Raw genomic sequence first — 21,327 nt, forward strand, 5'->3', positions numbered from 1 at the left:
TTTGAAATTTGAATTTTCGTTAGCTCAACTAACAGTATTGCATACCTCCCCAGTTGAAATAGCAAAGATAGCAGCAAATTGTGGATATGACTATGTTAGTTTAAGACAAATATATATGGGCCTAAGCGATGAAGTAAAATATGATTTAAAAAAAGATAAAAAGCTTATGAAAGAAGTTAAAGAAGTATTAAATAGTACTGGTTTAAAAGTATTAGATATCGAACTTGCTAGAATTTATGATGGTATGGATGTTAGAGAATATGAAGGTGCAATGGAAGTTGCAGCAGAATTAAATGCAAAACATATTTTAAGTAGCATTTGGACTGATAAAAAAGGTTACTATATAGAAAAGTTTAACGAACTATGCGAACTTGCAGCTAAGTATAATTTGACAGTGGATTTAGAGTATGTGCCTATAGCAGGAGTAAAAAATTTAAAGGAAACTTTGGAAGTTCTTGATAATACTAATGCTGATAATGCAGGTATTATGATTGATACTCATCACGTTCATAGGGCAAAAGACGATCCTAAAATGCTTAGGTCTATACCTGAAAAGTATTTTCACTTTGCTCACATCTGTGATGCCTGTAAAGACATTCCAAGTGATGAAGAAGAAATGACTAGAATTTTAAGAGAAGAAAGATTGTATTTAGGAGAAGGCGGTATTGAAATTAAAGACATTTTAAATAATATGCCAATAGTTCCATATTCAATAGAACTTCCAAATTTGAAGAAAGTTGCAGAATATGGGTATGAAGAACATGCTAAGAGATGTATTGAAACAGCAAGAGATTATTGTGAAAAATACGTCACTGGCAGAGAGTATGCAACTATTTAGGAGGTGGATAAATGCAAAAAGTTACAATTTGTGAAGTGGGACTAAGAGATGGCTTACAAAATGAGAAGACTATTTTAAAGACTGAAGATAAAATAAAATTGTTAAATGAAATTACTGATGCCGGTTATAAAATAATTGAAGTTGGGTCTTTTGTAAATCCAAAGGCAGTTCCACAAATGGCAGACACTGATGAATTATTTAAAAGAGCTGATTTAAATCCTGAAGTTGAGTATAGAGCACTAATTGCAAATTTAAAAGGTGTAGAGAGAGCTATTGCCTGTGGATGTAAAAAAGTAAAGTTAAATGTTTCAGCTAGTAGAGCTCATAATCTTGCCAATTTAAATATGACACCTGAAGAAAGTGTAGCTGGATTTAAAAGTTGTGTAGAACTTGCAGAAGAAAATAATATTGGAATTTCCGGATCTATTTCAATGCCCTTTGGATCTCCTTGGGATAGTGAAATACCTATAGAAGATGTGAAAAAAATCATAGAAGCCTATATAGATGTGGGAATAAGAGAAATTTCTCTGTCTGATGCAGCTGGTGTTGCTTATCCTAGTCAAGTTTATAACATTAGTAAACTTGTAAAAAAAGAATATCCTGAAGTTAAGTGGATTTTACACTTCCATAATACAAGAGGGCTTGCAATTGCAAATATTTTAGCTGGAATGGAAGCGGGTGTTGATTGTTTTGATACTGCATTTGCAGGACTGGGTGGTTGTCCTTTCGTTCCTGGAGCAGCCGGCAATATATCTTCTGAAGATGTACTTCACATGCTGGAGTTAATGGATATTGAAACAGATATTAACTTGGATAAAGTTATAGAAATAGGAAAAGAAGTAGTTTCCCTAGTAAATCATCAAACTGACAGTTATATATTAAAAGCTGGCAAGGCAAAAGACTTAATAAAGGAACTACCAACAAAACAAGGTAAAAATAATACGACGAAGTAAATAATAGCAGGGCTTATTAAATTTAATAAGCCCTGCTATTAAGTTTTTATGTATAAAAAAGATATCTTAAATTTATAATTCTTGACTTTAAAGCGGGACACTGTTAATATATTAATGAATAATTAACTAAGTAAAAGTTTGTTTTATCTTTACAATATATGGAGGTTTTTATGAAGGTATCTATTGTATTAGGTAGTATTAGGTAGTATTAGTGATAAAAGAATTAGTGATGAAATCGTTTTGGTTTTAGATGAATTTGGAGTAGATTATGAAATTGAAGTTATATCTGCCCATAGAACACCCCTTAGAGCTTATGAGTTTTCAAGAGGAGCAGTGGAAAGAGGAGTCGGAGTAATTATATCTATTGCTGGAAAAGCAGCCCATTTAGGTGGAGTAATAGCTGCAAATACAACTCTCCCAGTTATAGGAGTGCCGGTAAAATCGTCAACACTAGATGGTTTGGATGCCCTTTTAGCTACTGTACAAATGCCCTCTGGAGTACCTGTTGCTACTGTGGCAATTGACGGAGGAAAAAACGCTGCATTACTAGCTGTTCAAATATTAGCTGTAAGTAACGATGATTTAAGAGATAAATTAACTAATTACAAAAAGAAGCTAGAAGAAGACGTTAAAAAAATGAACGAACAGTTAAAGTAATAGGAGGGATATCCATGATTCATGATTCAAAAATAAAAAGTGAACAAACCGATAAGTTATTTGAGGCTATTTTAACCTTAGAAACTGTAGAAGATTGTTATAGATTCTTTGAAGATATTTGTACGGTAAAGGAAATACAAGCAATTTCTCAAAGGTTGCAAGTTGTAAAATTGCTTATTAAGAATAAAACATACCATGAGATAGAAACAGAAACTGGAGCTAGTACAGCTACTATTTCAAGAATTAATAGATCTTTAAATTATGGTTCAGACGGTTATAAGTTGGTATTAGAAAGACTTAATTTCATCAATGAAGAAGATAACGATAAATAAAAATACAAGCAAAACTTTTTTAAAGAGTTTTGCTTGTATTTTTTTCATAGTTTTCATAGTCAGATAAATTTTTACTACTTATAATAATGCTGTTGTAATTAACATATGATACTAATCCTGGAATTTTAGAAGGATGTCTCTTAACATTTTTTTTAAGTGTATAGTCTACAATTATATTGTCGGAGTTTTTAAGAGAGCTGTTATATGCAGCTATTGTAGCTGCTTCTTCTATTGATTTCTCTGTAAATTCTCGTCCGTCTTCTTTTAAAATTACGTGGGAACCAGGAGCATCTTTTACGTGAAACCACATATCATTTTTATTTGCAAATTTCAGTGTCAGTTCTTCATTTTGTCTGTTATTTTTACCAGCATAAATTTTAAATGAGTCAGTGGAATTATATTCTAAAGACTTTATTTTTTGTACCTTATTTTTCTTTTGTTTATAGTTCTTTTTAATATAGCCCATTTCAACTAATTCTTCTCTAATTTCTTCTAAATCTGCACTTGTTTCAGAGAGTTCAATATTTAGAAGGACACTATTTAAATATTTTATAGTATTTTTGTTATTTTCTATTTCAATATTTAACTTATTCACAGCAGTTTTAAGCTTTGAATATTTTTTATAGTATTTATTTGCATTTTCTTGAGCTGAGAGCTTTTCATCTAGAGGAATATTTAATGGTTCCATTTCATTGTAAAAGTTTTCTAAAGATATGTTGTCAATTCCCTTATCTATTTTATAGTAGTTTGAAGAAATTAAATCTGCATATATTTTATATTTGTCTCTATCAAATGCATCCTCTAACTCTTGAGATTGCTTAGAGAGTTTATTTTTAGCTCTATCTAAGTGATTTTTAACAACTTTTTTTATAGAACTACTTTTTTCATTTAAGTTTTGAGATTTTTCTCTTTTAATGTAAAACTCATCTAATAATTCTGAAATTGAAGAAAAGAATTTTTTTTCAGAATTAGGGTACATCATTAAATCAATAGAAGAAAAATCTATAATATTCTCATTGTCTATAATAGCCGTGGGTTTAAACTCATTAGCATTAAGACTACTAACTATGGATTTAAAGGCATCATATAATTTGCCAAGGGAATCCTCATCTAAACTGGAAATAGCTCTATCTTCATCTAAATTAGCTCTATATGCAGTCTCTCTCGCAATGAGAGGGCTAATACCTGTAAAAGTATTTACAAGGTTATTTTTTATAGATTTATTAATTTCAAAAGACTTAAAAGACTTATCTAAAGTTTCAAAACATAGAGGATTTTCTTTAGTAGAAATTAAACTTTCATCATAAATTAATCCGGGAAGGATTTCCCTCACTCTACTAATAAAGGAGTTAACTCTTTTAATTGAGTCATATATTTTTTTAGTGTCAGATTCAATTAAAATAATATTTGAATGTTTTCCCATTATTTCAACAATAAGAGATTTTTGAAGGTCATCTCCCAGTTCGTTTTTTGATAAAAAATTAATTTTTAAAATTCTATCCATTTTATATTGTTCAAAACTTAAAACCCTTGAATTTTCTAAATGTTTTCTAAGCAGCATACAAAATGTTGGGGGAGATTTAGGATTTTCAAAAGTTTGATTTGTTAAATAAACTCTGGGATTGTTACTTGTTGCACTTAATAATAATTTGTATTTGCCAGTATAATTTCTTAAATTGAGAACTATTTCTTCTTTAGAGGGCTGATATATTTTTTCTACTCTAGCACCAGTTAAGTTAGAGTTTAGTTCTTCAATAACGGACTTTAAAACTGTTCCATCATAAGCCATTTATTTCACCTACTTCTTCACAATTATAGCATATCTGAGAAAACATAAAAATTAATTATTAAAATTTGATATAATAAATTTAATAAATTTGTAAAAGATAACTAAGATTTATGTTGAAGATATTTGTTACTATGATTATGGAGGAAATAATATGCAAAAATATAAAATACTTGTAGCGGAAGATGATAAGGCAATAAGAGATTCAATAGGGATTTATTTAACTAATTCTAATTATGATGTTGTATATGCAGAAAATGGCAAGGAAGCTATAGAAAAATTTCAAAGTGAAAAAATAGATTTAGTAATTATGGATTTAATGATGCCTGAAATGAGTGGAGAAGAGGCAATAATAAAGCTAAGAGAAAAAAGCTTCGTTCCAATTATTATTCTTTCAGCAAAATCTGAAGATTATGATAAAGTCATAGGTTTAAACATTGGTGCAGATGATTACATAGTAAAACCTTTTAATCCCCTTGAATTAATGGCAAGAGTAAATTCAAATATTAGAAGGCTTTACCAATATCAAAGTTCCGGTGAAAACTCTGAGTCAATTGAAATTGGAGGAATAAAACTAAATACAATGGAAAAAAACGTTTATGTGGATGGTGAAAAAGTTTCTCTTACATCATTAGAGTATAAAATACTTGAACTTTTAATGGAAAATCCAAACAGAGTGTTTTCTATAGATGAAATCTACGAAAGAGTTTGGAATGAACCGGCTATTGAACCAAAGACTGTAACAGTACACATTAGAAGAATTAGAGAAAAAATTGAATTTGATCCTAAAAAACCACTTTACTTAAAAGTAGCTTGGGGACTTGGATATAAATTTGTAAATCCCAAGAGGAGGAATTGAAAATGGACAAAGATATACATGAAGATGGTAATTTAAAAGATGACCTTCCTAGAGAAAAATTTTCCTTTAGGTATACTACAAGGGGAATTTGGCTTTTTATAATTATAATAAGTATGATTTCAATTTTAGGAACATTTTTTATGAAGAGCTTCGGAACAGATTTTTATGGAAGAGTTACCAAAGAAGAATTTTATTCAAATGAATTTAGAAATGAAATTATGAATATAAATAGTCGCAATGGATATAACTATAATAATGTTAATTTATTGGATTTTTATATTAGAAGTTATGGAATGTCCAACTACGAATTCACAAGGGAATTTAAAGAAAAATATCCAAATATTGTGGCTGTAAGAAATAATATAAGTGGAGAAATAGTAAGAACATTTAATGTTGATGAACTTGACTACTATAGAGATGATTACAATGATGGCTCATATTCCTTTAATATAGATGTAACAGAAGAGCCAAACTATGTTTTAAAAAATAAGAGCAATTTAAATTATGGTGACAATGTAAATCCTCAAGATATAAAAATAAAATCTAATGAAATAGCCGTTAAGGGAATTTATGAAAATGGAAAAGTTACTTTTAACAATACAAATGCAAATGAAAATGTAAAGGAGGAAAGTAACAATAAACTATTTGAAACAGCTTTAAAGAATGCTACTGTAGATTATTTTTATTATAATAATGACGGAAATGAATATTTAAACTATGTTCAACAAAATAACGATAAAGTGAATTTTTGTTTTATATTGGATTTAAATTCAAATGTAGTAACAAATCTTGAGAATAACTACTATACTCAAGAGATGTTAATTCCTTCAATAGTAACAATTTTTATGTTGTCAATGTTTATAGTTGCAATTTTTGGAACAGTTACAAACTATAAAAAAGCAAAACAGGTTGAATTTTATGAAGGTATTTCAAAATTTCCAATAGAAATTGTGTGGGTGCTATGGTTGCTTTTATTAGCAGGAGTAGGGTTGTTTACCAATGAATTTAGAATATCTCCTGACATTACAGGAACTGTAATAATAGGTGCCGGACAATTTATTTTTACTTTCTTCTCCTCCATAGCGCTAGTATATTTAATTTTTGGAATAAAATCTATATACAATGATGGGATGAAATCATTTCTAATACAAGAATCCATTACTGTTAAGATATGTAAGTGGTTTATAAATTTATTTAAGAGATTTTACCATAAGGTTAAAAATTATTTTGCAAGAATACTTGATAATTTAGAAATTTTAAACAAAAGACATATTACTATACTCTTTATCTCACTGATAATAGGAGGAGGAGTTGTAATATCTATTACAACATATAACTCAACATTTTTAATAATTTTATGGATTATATTTATTACTATTGCTTTTAACTATGCTAAAAAATACTATGAAGATTTAATAAATATAAGTGAAACTTCAAAACTTATATCTAAAGGAAACTATGATATTAAAATTGATGAAAATACTACTAACTTTAAAGACATTGCACATAGTTTTAACACTATAGGAGATAATTTAAATGAAGCTGTAGACAAGGCGATAAAATCCGAAAGATTAAAAAGTGAGTTAATTACAAATGTATCACATGATTTAAAAACTCCTTTAACTTCAATTATTAATTATTCTGAGTTAATAGTTGATGAAAAAAGCGACTTTGAAAAACAAAAAGAGTATGCAAAAGTAATTAATGAAAAGTCATTAAAACTAAAAAAATTAATAGAAGATTTATTTGAGGTGTCAAAAGTGACAAGTAATAATATAGAACTTCACATTGAAGAAATTGATTTTAAACAATTAGTAAATCAAATTGTAGGTGAATGGTTAGATAAATTTGAAGAAAAGAAATTGGATATTAATATAAGCATTACAGATAAGCCTGTTAGCTTGCAGTTAGACGGAAATAAAACCTCCAGAGTATTAGACAATTTATTTTCAAATATATATAAATATACCTTAGAAGGTACAAGAGTCTATATTGACCTAGATAAGAATAATACAACAACTCTAACTATTAAAAATATTTCAAAATATGCACTTAATATTTCAGCAGATGAACTAATGGAGAGATTTACTAGGGGAGATAGTTCCAGAACTACTGAAGGTTCGGGATTAGGTCTTTCAATAGCAAGCTCTCTAGTGGATGCACAGGGTGGAAGTTTTGAAATAGAAATTGATGGCGATTTATTTAAAACAATAATTGAATTTTAAAAAATTAACCCCTAAATTTAACTATTTAGGGGTTTTGCTTTACTATTCTATTATGTATGCATCTAAAATTTCGCCGTAGTAGGCAGTGTGGTAATCTCTATTTGAACCGTGATAAGAACTTTCAATATCTTCGGGATAGAAAGCTATTTTATCTTCTTTTGAAATACTTCCTTTATCCTGTTCTTGCCTATATATAACTTTGCACTCAAGTGTTAGTGGAAGTTCTTTAATGGCAGGAACGGAAATTGTATTAGAATCTTCAAGAGTTAACCCAAGTTCTTTTATTTTATCAGTATTGTATCCGGATTTTATACCACAAAATTTTAATATGTTCTTATCAAAATCTCCATAAGGTATATTCACTGTAAACTCAGGATTGTTGTCAAGTTGAAATTTAGTAAATCTATTTTCTCTAATAAAAATAGTGAAGATTTTTTTATTCCACTCAATTCCCAACGTTCCCCAGGAAATCGTCATAGAATTTACTTTGTTATCAAATTTAGTAGTTATTAAAATTCCGCTTTTTAAAGAGTTAAAAATTTCACTTGAATGTTTAAAGGGTTCAATTTTTCTTTTCATTTTCTACATCTCCCTATTAATATTATTTGTTTAAATTATATCACAGATTTTATTTTTTATAGACAGTTCAACTTTTTTTCGTTTGAAAATCCAGCTTTAAACAGTTAATTTAAGTTAAATCAATATCATATTGTTATAAGTGTTGAAAAACTATATAATAAATTTGGTGATAATATGAGAAATATATTAGTTGTCGAAGATGATATTGATATTAACAACTTATTAGTAGAAATATTAAGAGAAAACAATTATGAAGTTGAAGGAGCTTACACAGCAAGGGAAGCTCTGTTAATTATGAAAATGAAACACTTTGATTTAATCTTGTTGGATTTAATGATGCCCAATATGACTGGTGAGGAATTTATTAGCACAGTTAGGGAGAATAATAATATAGCCATAATTGTAATAAGTGCAAAAATAGGAATTGAAACAAAAGTTGAAGTTTTAAAAAAGGGAGCAGATGCCTTTATAGAAAAACCCTTTAATAGAGAAGAAGTGTTGGCACAAGTAGAGGCTACTATAAGAAGATACAAGGACTATAGTGGCACTGTCGATGAGATGCTTACCTTTAAGGAAATAAGCTTAGATAAAAGCGCTGTAGAAGTTAAGGTAGAGAATGAAGTTGTTAAACTAACTCCTATTGAATACAACATACTTAAACTATTGATTTCAAATGTAAATAAGATATTTACAAAAGAAAATATTTACTCATCTGTCTGGGAAGAAAGGTATGCTTATGATGCAGATACTATAAATTCTCATATGAGTAATTTGAGAAATAAGCTTAAAAAAGTTAATGGGAAAGACTATATTGGAACTATTTGGGGAATGGGATACCGATTAAAGTAGTTAATTTTAAATCTTTAGATTTTATTTAGAAATTCTTTAATGTATTCAAAGATTCTTTTGCAATAATATAATTAACTTAGGAGGACAATTATGGAAAAGATTATTGAGTGCAAAGATTTAAAAAAGAATTACGGTAGAAATATTGCATTAGATGGACTTGATTTTAATGTCTATGAAGATGATATTTATGGATTAGTTGGAGAAAATGGAGCAGGGAAGTCAACGCTTTTAAAAATATTGGCAGGTCACATATTAAAGTCAGAAGGAAGTTGCAGTGTTCTCGGAACAAATATTGAAAGCAGCTTCGAATATAGAAGAGATTGCGGATTTCTTATAGAAAATCCTTCTTTTTATTCTTACTTAACCGGTATGGAAAATTTAAAATACCAAGCATCTCTTAGAAAATTTAAAGTAGATGATGAAATAATAGAACTGACAAAGATATTTAAAATTGATGGAGCTTTAAATAAAAAAGTTAAAGGTTATTCAACTGGAATGCGACAAAGGCTAGGAATAGTAGCCGCTATGATGAATAGACCTAAAATCTTAATTTTAGACGAGCCTATTAATGGACTAGACCCTTCCGGAATTATTGATTTAAGAAATTTTCTCTTAAAAATTAACAAAGAGTGGGGAACTACAATAATAATTTCTTCACATATTTTAAATGAACTATCTCAAATAGCTAATAGAGTGGGAATTATAAAAAAAGGGAAGATGATTGAAGAAATAACACTAGATGATTTAAAAGAAAAAAATGAGAAATTTATTAGAATAATTGCTGCTGATTCAAAAGATGTAAGCAAAATTGTAAATGTACTTGAAGAAAATTTAAAAATTAACGACTACAAAGTTTTACCAAACAATATAATTGAAGTATATGACATAGTTGACATATTCATTATTCAAAAATCTCTTGCAGAAAAAGATATATATTTAAGATCTGCATCTATAGTAGAAAATACTTTAGAAGAATACTATATGAATTTAATGGGAGGTTTAAAATAATGACATACTTTAAAACAGATTTAGCAAAGACTTTAAAGAAGCGTTCTACTATAATTACATTTATTGCTATGATGTTAATTATATTTGTGGGAAATTTTGGATTTTACAAGACATCATTTTCTGATGGGGTTAATTATTTCCCTCAACATATTCCACTTTTCTTAGGATTGAGCATGGTAATAGCTGCTGTTGGATATATAAGTTTTGCATTGGGAAGTTTTGCTATAACAGATGAACAAAAGGAAAGAGGCTATATACACGTTTTAGAGTGTGGGTATAGAAGAGAAGTAATAGTAATTGTAAAATATTTTGAAATGGTATCGATTTGCTTAGTGTTTTTTGTATTTGGAATATTATTTCACAGTGCTTTAAGCTATTTATTCTTTGGATGGAATATATCTAACACAATTATGTTGTTGAACTTTTTAAAGTCAATAGTTCTATCTATAATTCCAATATCTGTAATATTTTTTGTAGCAATACTTATGTACTTGTTATTTAAAACTGAATTTTTTGCAGTTTGTGCCAGCTTGTTTGTTGCCGTGTTTTCAGATACACTTGTAAAAGCGGTAAATTTCTTTTTAAAAATAGATTTTTTAGGAAAGGTAACAGCATATTTTCCGGCACCTACACTTTCAAAGATCTCCAAAATGTTTACAGAAAATGGAATGTCTGGGAGTTCAGAAAGTATATCGCTTTTAAATACTTTTATAGATTTAAAGTACAACATGGCATTTAATTTATTGTTTTTATTTGTAATTATTGGTATTTCAATATTTATTGTGAAGAGGAAAGATTTTGATTAAAAATTTATTATTATGTTTATTGTTAGTGACAAGTTTATATTATTTTTATAGATACAAATCATTAAAGCTAAATATTAATGGTTTAGTTGAGCTTTTAAAAAATAAAATTAAAAGAGATAATTATTCAAAAATGCCTGACAATACAAATAATAAAATCTTTAATGAATTAGTTAATAATATTGATGATTTAATAATTGAAAATAAAAATTTAGAAATAAAAAAAGAAAGAGTGTCTAAGGAGTATAGAGATTTATTGGCAGATTTATCCCATGATTTAAGGACTCCTTTGACTTCTATACTGGGATACATTCCTCTTATAAAGACAGATGATGAAAAGTCTAAAGGATATCTTGATACTATTAATGGGAAAGCAGAGTATTTAAATAATTTAATTGAAAATTTTTACGAGCTTTCTTTAATTTCAAGTACAACTTATGAAGCTGAAAAGCTGGAATATATAGATTTAAATGAGCTGGTTTATGCTATTGCTTTTGAATACTATGACAGCTTTATAAAAAATAATCAGAATTTTAAAATAAATGCACCTGAATCAAAATTAGAAATACTTAGTTCAAAAGAACTATTGTCAAAAGCTATGCACAATATACTTGGGAATTTATTGAAGTACTCAGAGGGAAATAATGAAATAAACATATTAGAAGAGGATAAAAAAATAAAGATTATAGTTTCAAATGATACTTCTTTAGAAGATGGAGATTATAATTTTTTGTTTGAAAGAAGTAGAGTTATTGACAGGTCCAGAAAAAATTCTACAGGAATTGGATTGGCAATAGTAAAGGCTGCTTTTGATAAGTTGAAATATGAAAGTAGCATCTACTGTAAAAATGGTCGATTTAATATTGAAATAGAAATAAAAAAATAAGGCTTCTTAAATTTAAGAAGCCTTATTTTTTTATTTATTCACTTATAACACTTTTTGTTAAATTTCTAGGATGGTCAACATCAATTCCCTTAGCTAGAGATGTATAGTAGGCAATTAACTGTTCTGGTATTACAGTTAGAATAGGACTTAATACATCTAAAGTCTCTGGTATAAAGACAGTATAATTAGAATTTTTTTCTAATAGTACATCTCCCTCAACTCCAACAGAGTATACACTTACACCTTTTTCTCTTAATTCCAACACATTAGTAGCAGTCTTTTTAGATAGGTTTGATTGAGTAGCTACTGCTATTACCTTTGAACTGGAATCCATAAGAGCCATAGTTCCGTGTTTTAATTCTCCTGCAGCAAAAGGCTCAGAGTGTATATAAGAAGTTTCCTTAAGTTTTAAAGATCCTTCCTTTGCTGTTATTAAATCTGGGCCTCTGCCTATATAAAACATAGATTGACATTCTTTTAGTTCGTTAGCTATATTTTTAATAGTATCTACATTTTGAAGTATTTCTTCTATTTTTTCCGGTAATTTTTTAAGTTCTATTAATATAGAGCTTAAGTCTTCATCGTCAATAGTTTTTAATTTCTTTGCCATATCTAGTGATAAAAGATATATTAAAGCTACTTGAGCAGTATAGGCCTTAGTAGAAGCAATAGACACCTCAGGACCTGCATTACAGTAAAGTGACTTATCTGTAGTTTTTGCAATAGTAGAATCTTCTACATTTGTAATAGATAGGGTTTTAGCCTTAGCTTTAATGCCTTTTTCAAGAGCGCCTAACGTATCAGCAGTTTCTCCGGATTGACTTATCACTATTAAAAGAGTCTTTTCGTCAATAAAAGAATTGTTATATCTAAATTCTGAGGCGATATCTGTAAGAACTGGAATTTTAGTAAATTTTTCAATTGCAAATTTTCCGGATTGACCAGCATGTAGTGCTGTTCCGCAAGCCACTATATATATTTTGTCAATGTTTTGAAGTTCTTCCTTTGAAAAACTGTTGTTTGAATTAAAAAGTTTATTATCAGCGTAGTTACTGATAATGTTTTTAATTACACCTGGTTGCTCAAAAATTTCCTTTAACATAAAATGTTCAAAACCATTTTTGTCAGGGCTTTGTTTCTTTGTTTGATTTTCATTCATAAAATTAACCTCCAAAAGTTATTAGAGATCCACTGAACCTGCTTTGTTATACAATTTCTTGTATGTTTTGTTAAGGAACTTAGGCTGTGGAACCTTTGGAGCATCCGCCGAATATTTCGATAACTCCAATCCTCGTCATCCCAAAGGACCTGGCGCTGTAGATTTTTTATCTCTATTAAAATTTTAACACAACGAGAAATGTATGTAAACAAATGCATTTTATGCTAAACTATACTAATAAAGGAAAGTGATTTTGTGAAATTTATAAAAGAGTATTTTATATATGATTTTTTATGTAATAGAGGATATTTAAGTTATAAAAATTTAGTAAATATTTTGTTAGAGACATCTAATGAGCAAAGTATAATTAACAGCTCAACAGCTGAAGATTTGTTAAAGTTCAACAAAACTTGGATGATATATAAGTGGAAGATTAAACTTAATAGGCCAATTAAGCGAAGAGAAAAAATATTAGTTAGAACTTGGGCATCGGGATTTGAAAAAATAAGTGCCTATAGAGAATTTGAAATCATTGATGAAAATAAAGAAGTAATATTGAAAGCCAGTGCAATATTTTTAGTAGTTGATTTGCTTAAACTAAAGCCTATTAGAATATCTGATGAAATTTCTGGTGAGTATGAAATTATTAATGAGAGAAATTTTGAAACGATTGAAAGAATAAAGCCTGAATTAGAAAATTTATTGGAGAATAAATTTAAAATTAGAAAATCTGATATTGATATAAATGGACACGTTAACAATGTGGTATATATTGATTGGATAGAGGAGACATTAAGCGAAGAAGTATATACTAACTATTTTATAAGTGAGTTAAATTTAATATATAGTCGAGAAATAAGAAATAGCGAGTATGTAAATATAAATTATAATCACAACTATAGTTATTTTGAAATTAAAACTGATAGTCTTAATTCAAGGGCAAAAATAAATTTAGAAAAGAAAGCTTGAAATATATTTTTAACTGTGGTATTATAAATAAAGAATATTTAAACTTTATGAATTTGGAAATGAGTTTGGAAATGAATTTGGAAATGAATTATACTTTATTTTAATTTAGTTTCTCTGCATTTAACAAAGGATTGAAGTAATAAGGAGGTACTAATGAAAGGTAAAGTAAAATGGTTTAATGGTGAAAAGGGATTTGGATTTATAACAACTGAAGAAGGAAATGATGTTTTCGCACATTTCACTCAAATTCAAAGAGATGGATTCAAAACTTTAGACGAAGGTCAAGACGTAGAGTTTGACGTAGTTGAAAAGGAAAAAGGACCACAAGCCGAAAATATAGTAATTTTATAATAAAACGGGCAGCTAATCTTAGCTGCCTTTTTAATTAGGAGGATTTATATGGAAAAAAAAGTATTGGCAACAGTAAGTGATAGAGAAATTACTTTAGAAGACTACAACTTTTTTTTAGAATCTTTAAACCCACAAGTAAGAGCGTATTTTTCTCAAGGTGGAAAAGAAAAAGAAATCTTAGATGAACTAATTTATCAAGAGTTATTGTACCTAGATGCAGTTGAAAATAAGTTTGATAAAAATGAAGAATTTATAAATGTATTAGACAAAACAAAGTCTTCACTTTTAAAAACTTATGCTCTTGGAAAACTTTTAGAGGGAATTGAAGTTTCAGAAGAAGAAATTGAAGAGTTTTATAATACAAATGTTGAAAGCTTTAACACACCTAAATCTGTAAATGCAAGTCATATCTTAGTAGAAATTGAAGACCTTGCAAAAGAAATATTAGAAAAGATTAAAAATGATGAAAATTTTGAAGAATTAGCTGTTGAATTTTCTACCTGTCCTTCAAAGGAAAAAGGTGGAAATTTGGGAACCTTCTATCCGGGACAAATGGTACCTGAGTTTGACCAAGCGGTATTTTCTATGGGAGTAGATGAAATATCAGATGTTGTGAAGACGCAATTTGGATTTCACATTATAAAAGTTAATGAAACACAAGATGCTCATAAGCAAAATTTAGACGAAGTAAGAGAAACCGTTGAAAATGAAGTTAAGAGATCTAAAGAACAAAAAGCTTATTTAAATAAAGTTGAAGAACTTTCTAAAAAATATAATGTAGAAGTTAAAAGTGAAACTGGAAATTAATTCTAGTTTCACTTTTTCTATGAAATATTTAACATTCAAGGTATAATAATTATTATAAAGGAGTACATATAAAATATGAAATTAGAATTATTTGACTTTATAGATAATACACTGTTACTTTTAAATAATTACAATAAACTTCTCGTTAATATTTCAGAAGATTCTGTAAAACACATAAAGACTTTATTTTCTGATGATGAGTTGTTTTTAAATATTTCCTATAGAATAAAATCAGAGAAGAGTTTAAGAGAAAAAATAATAAAAAATAATTTTTACTTTAAATATAGAGAGCCTGAAGAGGTTATATTAAATTTAAGTGATTTAATAGGGATTAGAGTTGAATGTAGATTTATTAAAGATGAAACGTATATTTTCAATGAAATAAAAAAGAAATTCACTATTGATGTAGGGGATGGATATTTTAAGGCAGATAAAGACTTTCCGTTAAAGCTAAGGTTGACAGATAGGCAACCTCAAATTCAACAAAACGGTTTTGAAATTTATAAAATTGATGGAATATTTGAGTATGGAAAGAATGCATTTCACTTTGAATTACAAATTAAATCAATGGTAAATGTATTTTGGGGAGAAATTGATCATAAAATATTGTATAAAAATTATACATATATGTTAACAGAGAACTTTTTTAAAGATATGATGTCCTCGATTAAAGATTCACTCTCAATGGTGGATAGACAACTTATGATACTCTATGACCATGTATCCAGTATGGATGCCAGTGCTGTTGTATCAGCTGAAAGTCAACTTAATTACTTGCTTTCAAAGATAATACACGATGTCTTTAGCAAGAAGGTAAAAGAAGAATTTGACTTTGTATTTAATTTTAAGAGTACCACTGATGTAATAGTAGACTATTTGAGAATGAAAGCAGCTAAGAATGTAGACCTTACCTATGGAGAAAATTTTGTAGATTTAATTAATAAAATTAATCAAGTTGCATATAATGATACACGTTTAGAAGAGTATATAGAATTCGAAAAAATTCCAAATTATATTGATGAATTTTCAAAAAACATTGGAAATACAATAATAGATGTATTAAATAAAGATTTTTCTTGGAACTTATTTTTTAAAATTATCTATCAAATAGAAGGAAGTAGCTATTCTGAAATATTGGAAAACTTTCTATACTTTTTAAGATATAAGTATTCAAGTTTATTCTTAGATTTTAAAGATAAAATAGGACTTGAAAATGGAGAACTAGATAGTTTAGAGGATAAAATTTTAAATATAGTGAGTACTAATTTTAATAAAAATTTCTCTATAAACTATCTTTTAGAGTATGCAGTAGAGACGATAGAAAGAGAATTGGGTATATGCGAAATATATAATGAAGATAGTTTATGTGAGAATATTGAAAAATCTTTAAACCAATATAATTAGAAAGAGGAGGGTTCTATGAGTACTATTTATTTTGCAGGAGGGTGTTTTTGGGGAGTCGAGGAGTATTTTGCAAGACTCAGTGGAGTTTTAGAGACTAAAGTGGGATATGCAAACTCAAAAATTATTTCTCCATCTTATGAAGAAGTTTGTACAGGCAATACAAGTGCAGCAGAAACAGTTAAAATTACGTATGATAAAAATATTATAAGTTTAGAGGAATTGTTGACCAATTTATTTAAAATAATTGACCCCTATGCTTTAAACAAACAAGGCAATGACATGGGAACACAATATAGATCTGGAATTTACTATGAAAATCAAGAAGACCTTGATATAATTAAAAACTTTATTAATAATATACAAGAGAAATCAACAAAAAAGGTTTTAACAGAAGTTAAAATTCTTGAAAATTTTTATGAAGCGGAAGAGTATCATCAAAGATACTTAAAGAATAATCCAGGTGGCTATTGTCATATTAAATTAGATTAATGAAAATATGTAATGAAGAATTTCCTTTATTAGAGTATAATGTTAAGTAGTATTATAAGGAGGAGTACATGAATAAGTTAATTAATTTAGAGCCTAATAGGGTATTTCATTATTTTGAAGAAATGACTAAAATTCCAAGATGTTCTCTACAAGAAGATAAAATTGCTGACTATTTAGAAAATTTTGCAAAAGTACATTCTTTAGAGTATATAAGAGATAGTAGTAATAATATTATTATTAAAAAAGCCGCTTCTTTGGGTTATGAAAAATCACCTGTTTTAATTATTCAGGGCCACATGGATATGGTTTGTGAAAAAACTGAAAGCTGTAATATAAATTTTGAAGAAGATCCAATTCCCTTTGAAGTAGAAGGAGATTTGATTATATCAAAAGAAACTACTCTTGGAGCAGATAATGGAATTGCAGTGGCAATGGCTTTGGCAATACTAGAAGATGATACTATTGAACACCCTCCATTGGAGGTTTTAATAACTTCTAATGAAGAAAATGGAATGAGTGGAGCTAGGAATTTAGACGGATCTCTATTAAAAGGTGAAATGCTTTTAAATTTAGACTCTGAAACTGAAGGCGTAGCTTGTATTGCTTGTGCTGGAGGACAGAGAGAATCTATTTCTTTTCCAAAGGAGTTTAAGAAAGCTGAAGATAAAAGAGAGTTTTATGAAGTTAGTGTATCTGGTTTAAAGGGAGGTCATTCAGGTCAAGATATTCAAAAGGGCTTGGGAAACTCAAACAAACTATTAGCCAGAAGTTTATATAAGATAAATACTAACTTTGATATTGACCTTGTAGATATAATTGGCGGAGCAAAACCCAATGCGATACCAAGATATGCAAAAGCTATAATTGCTATTTATGAAGAAGATAAAAAAGATATACAAAATTTAATCGTTAAGTTAAATAGAGACTTTGTAAAAGAATTTGGAAAAGTTGATCCCGATGTTAGATTAAATTTTGAAAAAACAGATAAGTTTGAAAAAGTTTTAAAAAATTCTCTAAAGACAGATATTATTAATTTAATTAATGTGCTTCCAAATGGAGTACAGAGTATGAGTCAAGATATTGAAGGCTTAGTTGGATGTTCAACTAATGTTGGAGTTATAGAAAGCTATGATGACAGAATAGATGTACTAGTGAATATAAGATCTGCACTATCTTCTCTTAAAGAAGAAGTTGGAAATATTGACAAAGTTTGTGCGGAAGCATTTAATGCACATTATAAAATTTTAAGTTCTTATCCAGCTTGGGAATATAAAGATGAATCAAAAATTAGAGACTTGGCATCTAGAGTCTACAAAGATTTATTTGGAACAGAGCTTGAGCTAGAGGCAATTCATGCCGGCTTAGAATGCGGATTATTTAAAGAAAGTATTGGTGATATTGATATGTTATCAATAGGACCTAATATATATGGACCTCATGCACCAGGGGAAAGACTAGAAATAAACTCAACTAAAAGAGTTTATGAATTTGTAATAAATATATTAAAAAATTTAAAATAAATGGAGGGTATTATGACAAATAATAAATCTTGTTGTGGCAATGACCACAATCATGAGCATAACCACGAATGTTGTAACCATAATCACGATCTTCAAGATCACGATCATGAATATATTGATGAGGAATTTGAAACTATAATATTGACACTTGAAGATGATTCAGAACTTGAGTGTATAGTATTGGGAGTTTTTGATTTTGAAGATAAATCCTATATTGCTTTAGTTCCATCAGATGAAAAAGATGGTGAAGAAGTGCTTATATATGATTATCTAGAACTTGAAAATGACGAAATGGAATTAAATGTAATTGAAGATGAAGAACTTTTCAATAGAGTTTCAAAAGAATTTGAAAACTTATTTTTTGAAGAAGAGTGATTTATTTGGAAAAAAACTTTAATTTAGATTCTACTAGTGGTAAAGTTGTCTCATTAGATGATTTTAAGGGGAAATATTTAGTTCTCTATTTTTATCCTAGAGATAATACTTCTGGTTGCACACTAGAAGCAAATCAATTTTCAGAGAACTATGATGATTTTAAAAAACTTGAGTGTGAAGTGCTTGGAATAAGCAAGGATTCAATAAAAAGTCATCTAAAATTTAAAGAAAAGGAAAATATACCTTTTGATTTACTATCAGATTCAGATAAGATTGTACATGAAAATTATGGCGTTTTAAAACCTGCAAAAATGTATGGCAAAGATGTCATAAAGACAATTAGATCTACATTTGTATTTGATAAAGAGGGCAACCTTATAAAAGAATATAGGGATGTAAAAGCAAAAGATCATGCTTTAGAGGTATTAGAGTATATAAAAAGTTTATGATATATAGGAAATATTCAGATTTTTTAAAAGAGCGTTTTAATGAAAAAGTATATAAATTACCAGTTAAATTAGACTTAACCTGTCCCAATAGGGACGGGAGTCTAGGTTATGGTGGGTGTAGTTTTTGTGGTGAAGAAGGCGGAAGTTTTGAAAATCAATATGGCAGTGTTGAAGAACAACTTCTTAAAGATAAAGTAGTTATTCAAAAAAAATACAATGCTAAAAAATTTATTGCCTATTTCCAAAATTTTACAAATACCTATACCAGTATAGAAAATTTTAAAGAAAATATAGAACAGTGTTTAATGGAAGATGTTGTTGGAATTTCCATTTCAACAAGACCTGATTGTATACCTGAAATCTTCTTAGATTATTTAGAAGAAATCAATAAAAAGGTTATGGTTACACTTGAACTTGGATTACAGACAGCAAATTATAAGACCCTCTATAAAATAAACAGAGGTCATGGAATAGCCGAATTTATTGATGGAGTCATTAGAACTCATAGAAGAGGAATTAGGGTATGCGCACATGTAATCTTAAATTTGCCCTATGATGATAAATTAGATACTATAGAAACTGCTAAAGTTTTAAATGCTTTAAATGTGGAAGAAGTAAAAGTGCATGCATTGTATATTTTAAAAAATACTGTACTTGGAAATTTATATGAAAAAGGAAATATTGAACTGATAACTTTAGAAGAATATAAAGATAGAGTTATACTCTTTCTACAATATTTAGATGATAAAATTGTAGTGCAGAGACTTATTGGACGTGCTCCTGAAGAAAATAGTTTATTTTGTAATTGGGATACATCTTGGTGGAAAATTAGAGATGATATTGTTGAAAAAATGCAGATAAATAATTTTTATCAGGGTCAATATATTAGAAAGGATATGATAGTATGATTAAGTTTATTTTAGGAGCTAAGGGATCTGGTAAAACTAGATGGCTTATTGACAATGCAAATGCTGATTATAAAAGCGGAAATGGAAATATTGCTTTTGTAGAAGTTGATGATGATCACATATTTAGTCTTGATTATAATGTTAGATTGATAAATGCGACAGATTACATGTTAGATGATGTTGAGTCTTTTTATGGATTTATTTGTGGATTAATGGCAATGGATTATGATTTACAAAAAATATATATAGATGGAATTTACAAGGTATTACATTTAACTGTTGAAGATCTAGAGCATATAACAAATAAAATAGAAAAGGTAAAAGAGGCAAATAACAGAGAAATATATATAAATGTGGATTATCTTTTAGATGATATGCCAGAATCATTAAAAGATCATGCGTTGGAAGTTAAACCTCAGTAAGGTGATATTGTGAATAAGAAAATGATAAGAACAATAGCCATGATTTTAGTTCTTGCTATGGTAGTACCATTTTTATTGCAAGTTTTAAATTAGATGTAGGAGTTTTTGTGAACTATATAAACAAAATTAATATGTTTGAAGATTTTTTTGAACATCGTTCATTCTTGATAAATAAATACAGTAATGGGAACATTACTAAACGTGAATTTTTAAAGTATAATTATGATTATTTTATATCGGTAAATGCTAGACCTTTTTTAAAAATAGATTCTTATGAAAAAGGACTATTTAACTACCAATATTATAATGGAATGGCTAAGTATTATAAAATGTTAGCTAAAGAAGTGAAAAACACAAAAAAGCATTCCAGATATTATAATTACTACTTAAATCTCGGAAACAAATATTATGATGGGAAAGATGAAAGTGCTCTAGCTATACTTAAACTTCAAGACTTTGAAGATGTTCAAAGCTATTTTATAAAATGTGATTCTGATTACTTGAAAGATAGTTTATATGAAATAGTTTTAGAAAATAAGACGGAGGCAATTTTTCACTCGAAAGCTGAATGGTTGTTAAAAATTTTAAAAGAAAAAAAAGTGTTTGATTCAGATGTAAAAACATCTTTAATTGAAGAATATATTAATGAAAAATATTAAATAAAAATGTAGAGTTGGAATTTCAACTCTACATTTTTAT

General features: G+C 28.2%; 23 protein-coding genes and 1 pseudogene. 21 read left to right on the top strand and 3 right to left on the bottom strand.

Translation table 11 applies throughout. The features are described 5' to 3' along the window. Nucleotide 1: 1 nt before the first annotated feature. The 4 genes and pseudogenes from BUB47_RS00195 (at nt 2) to BUB47_RS00210 (ending at nt 2,780) form a co-directional block, all read left to right on the top strand. Entirely contained in the window at nt 2-838 is an 837-nt protein-coding gene (locus BUB47_RS00195; protein WP_073182667.1) for a sugar phosphate isomerase/epimerase family protein, read from the top strand. Nucleotides 839-849: 11 nt separating this feature from the next. Further along, nucleotides 850-1,791: a hydroxymethylglutaryl-CoA lyase gene (locus BUB47_RS00200; RefSeq protein ID WP_073182669.1), complete on the top strand. Its 942-nt coding sequence runs from the start codon at nt 850-852 to the stop codon at nt 1,789-1,791. Between the two features lie 192 nt (nt 1,792-1,983). Further along, nucleotides 1,984-2,448: pseudogene (purE, locus tag BUB47_RS00205) on the top strand (5-(carboxyamino)imidazole ribonucleotide mutase); the annotation flags it as partial. A 14-nt stretch (nt 2,449-2,462) separates the two neighbouring features. Next, nucleotides 2,463-2,780, top strand: coding sequence for a YerC/YecD family TrpR-related protein (locus tag BUB47_RS00210; protein WP_073182672.1), 318 nt, complete (start codon nt 2,463-2,465; stop codon nt 2,778-2,780). Between the two features lie 19 nt (nt 2,781-2,799). On the opposite strand, the gene BUB47_RS00215 is transcribed toward BUB47_RS00210, so the two are convergent. Beyond that, entirely contained in the window at nt 2,800-4,569 is a 1,770-nt protein-coding gene (locus tag BUB47_RS00215; protein ID WP_073182674.1) for an Rqc2 family fibronectin-binding protein, read from the bottom strand. A 151-nt stretch (nt 4,570-4,720) separates the two neighbouring features. Between BUB47_RS00215 and BUB47_RS00220 the strand changes: the two genes are divergently transcribed. Both BUB47_RS00220 and BUB47_RS00225 read left to right on the top strand, forming a co-directional pair. After that, nucleotides 4,721-5,425 (top strand): response regulator transcription factor, encoded by a 705-nt coding sequence (locus BUB47_RS00220; protein WP_073182676.1) that lies wholly within the window; start codon nt 4,721-4,723, stop codon nt 5,423-5,425. A gap of 2 nt (nt 5,426-5,427) precedes the next feature. Then, nucleotides 5,428-7,650: a sensor histidine kinase gene (locus BUB47_RS00225; RefSeq protein WP_073182678.1), complete on the top strand. Its 2,223-nt coding sequence runs from the start codon at nt 5,428-5,430 to the stop codon at nt 7,648-7,650. Nucleotides 7,651-7,692: 42 nt separating this feature from the next. On the opposite strand, the gene BUB47_RS00230 is transcribed toward BUB47_RS00225, so the two are convergent. Beyond that, a complete protein-coding gene (locus tag BUB47_RS00230; protein ID WP_073182680.1) occupies nt 7,693-8,229 on the bottom strand; it encodes a flavin reductase family protein in 537 nt (178 codons plus the stop codon). Between the two features lie 174 nt (nt 8,230-8,403). On the opposite strand from BUB47_RS00230, the gene BUB47_RS00235 reads away from it, so the two are divergent. The 4 genes from BUB47_RS00235 (at nt 8,404) to BUB47_RS00250 (ending at nt 11,775) form a co-directional block, all read left to right on the top strand. Then, entirely contained in the window at nt 8,404-9,078 is a 675-nt protein-coding gene (locus tag BUB47_RS00235; RefSeq protein ID WP_073182682.1) for a response regulator transcription factor, read from the top strand. A 90-nt stretch (nt 9,079-9,168) separates the two neighbouring features. Then, the gene (locus BUB47_RS00240) at nt 9,169-10,086 is read left to right on the top strand and encodes an ABC transporter ATP-binding protein (RefSeq protein WP_073182684.1); all 918 of its coding nucleotides are present in this window, start codon (nt 9,169-9,171) and stop codon (nt 10,084-10,086) included. Beyond that, nucleotides 10,086-10,892 carry a hypothetical protein gene (locus tag BUB47_RS00245; RefSeq protein WP_073182686.1) on the top strand — a complete coding sequence of 269 codons (807 nt, stop codon included), beginning with the start codon at nt 10,086-10,088 and terminating at the stop codon, nt 10,890-10,892. The genes BUB47_RS00240 and BUB47_RS00245 overlap by 1 nt, the downstream gene beginning before the upstream one ends. Next, nucleotides 10,885-11,775, top strand: a complete 891-nt coding sequence (locus BUB47_RS00250; protein WP_083529007.1) for a sensor histidine kinase — start codon at nt 10,885-10,887, stop codon at nt 11,773-11,775. Before BUB47_RS00245 ends, BUB47_RS00250 begins: the two co-directional genes overlap by 8 nt. Before the next feature lie 34 nt (nt 11,776-11,809). Here BUB47_RS00250 and BUB47_RS00255 read toward each other — a convergent pair whose 3' ends face one another. Beyond that, nucleotides 11,810-12,934, bottom strand: a complete 1,125-nt coding sequence (locus BUB47_RS00255) for an isomerizing glutamine--fructose-6-phosphate transaminase (protein ID WP_073182688.1) — start codon at nt 12,932-12,934, stop codon at nt 11,810-11,812. A gap of 255 nt (nt 12,935-13,189) precedes the next feature. Here BUB47_RS00255 and BUB47_RS00260 point away from each other — a divergent pair, with 255 nt between their 5' ends. The 11 genes from BUB47_RS00260 (at nt 13,190) to BUB47_RS00310 (ending at nt 21,287) form a co-directional block, all read left to right on the top strand. Further along, on the top strand, nt 13,190-13,903 hold the full coding sequence (locus tag BUB47_RS00260) for an acyl-[acyl-carrier-protein] thioesterase (RefSeq protein ID WP_073182690.1): 714 nt from the start codon (nt 13,190-13,192) through the stop codon (nt 13,901-13,903). Nucleotides 13,904-14,056: 153 nt separating this feature from the next. Further along, the gene (locus BUB47_RS00265) at nt 14,057-14,254 is read left to right on the top strand and encodes a cold shock domain-containing protein (RefSeq protein ID WP_073182691.1); all 198 of its coding nucleotides are present in this window, start codon (nt 14,057-14,059) and stop codon (nt 14,252-14,254) included. 48 nt (nt 14,255-14,302) lie between these two features. Continuing rightward, on the top strand, nt 14,303-15,061 hold the full coding sequence (locus BUB47_RS00270; protein ID WP_073182693.1) for a peptidylprolyl isomerase: 759 nt from the start codon (nt 14,303-14,305) through the stop codon (nt 15,059-15,061). Between the two features lie 75 nt (nt 15,062-15,136). After that, complete coding sequence (locus BUB47_RS00275) at nt 15,137-16,465, top strand: GTP pyrophosphokinase (RefSeq protein ID WP_073182695.1); 1,329 nt, start codon at nt 15,137-15,139, stop codon at nt 16,463-16,465. A 15-nt stretch (nt 16,466-16,480) separates the two neighbouring features. Beyond that, a complete protein-coding gene (gene msrA, locus BUB47_RS00280) occupies nt 16,481-16,954 on the top strand; it encodes a peptide-methionine (S)-S-oxide reductase MsrA (protein ID WP_073182696.1) in 474 nt (157 codons plus the stop codon). Nucleotides 16,955-17,022: 68 nt separating this feature from the next. Next, complete coding sequence (locus tag BUB47_RS00285) at nt 17,023-18,474, top strand: aminoacyl-histidine dipeptidase (protein ID WP_073182698.1); 1,452 nt, start codon at nt 17,023-17,025, stop codon at nt 18,472-18,474. Between the two features lie 12 nt (nt 18,475-18,486). After that, nucleotides 18,487-18,849: a DUF1292 domain-containing protein gene (locus BUB47_RS00290; RefSeq protein ID WP_073182700.1), complete on the top strand. Its 363-nt coding sequence runs from the start codon at nt 18,487-18,489 to the stop codon at nt 18,847-18,849. A gap of 5 nt (nt 18,850-18,854) precedes the next feature. After that, nucleotides 18,855-19,298: a peroxiredoxin gene (locus BUB47_RS00295; RefSeq protein ID WP_073182702.1), complete on the top strand. Its 444-nt coding sequence runs from the start codon at nt 18,855-18,857 to the stop codon at nt 19,296-19,298. Beyond that, nucleotides 19,295-20,206 (top strand): tRNA modification radical SAM protein MnmL/YtqA, encoded by a 912-nt coding sequence (locus BUB47_RS00300; RefSeq protein ID WP_073182704.1) that lies wholly within the window; start codon nt 19,295-19,297, stop codon nt 20,204-20,206. The genes BUB47_RS00295 and BUB47_RS00300 overlap by 4 nt, the downstream gene beginning before the upstream one ends. Next, nucleotides 20,203-20,628: a hypothetical protein gene (locus BUB47_RS00305; protein ID WP_073182706.1), complete on the top strand. Its 426-nt coding sequence runs from the start codon at nt 20,203-20,205 to the stop codon at nt 20,626-20,628. Before BUB47_RS00300 ends, BUB47_RS00305 begins: the two co-directional genes overlap by 4 nt. A gap of 131 nt (nt 20,629-20,759) precedes the next feature. After that, nucleotides 20,760-21,287: a DUF6648 family protein gene (locus tag BUB47_RS00310; RefSeq protein WP_073183372.1), complete on the top strand. Its 528-nt coding sequence runs from the start codon at nt 20,760-20,762 to the stop codon at nt 21,285-21,287. Nucleotides 21,288-21,327 lie beyond the last annotated feature (40 nt).

This window comes from Anaerosphaera aminiphila DSM 21120 (assembly GCF_900129925.1).
Classification (GTDB): domain Bacteria; phylum Bacillota; class Clostridia; order Tissierellales; family Peptoniphilaceae; genus Anaerosphaera; species Anaerosphaera aminiphila.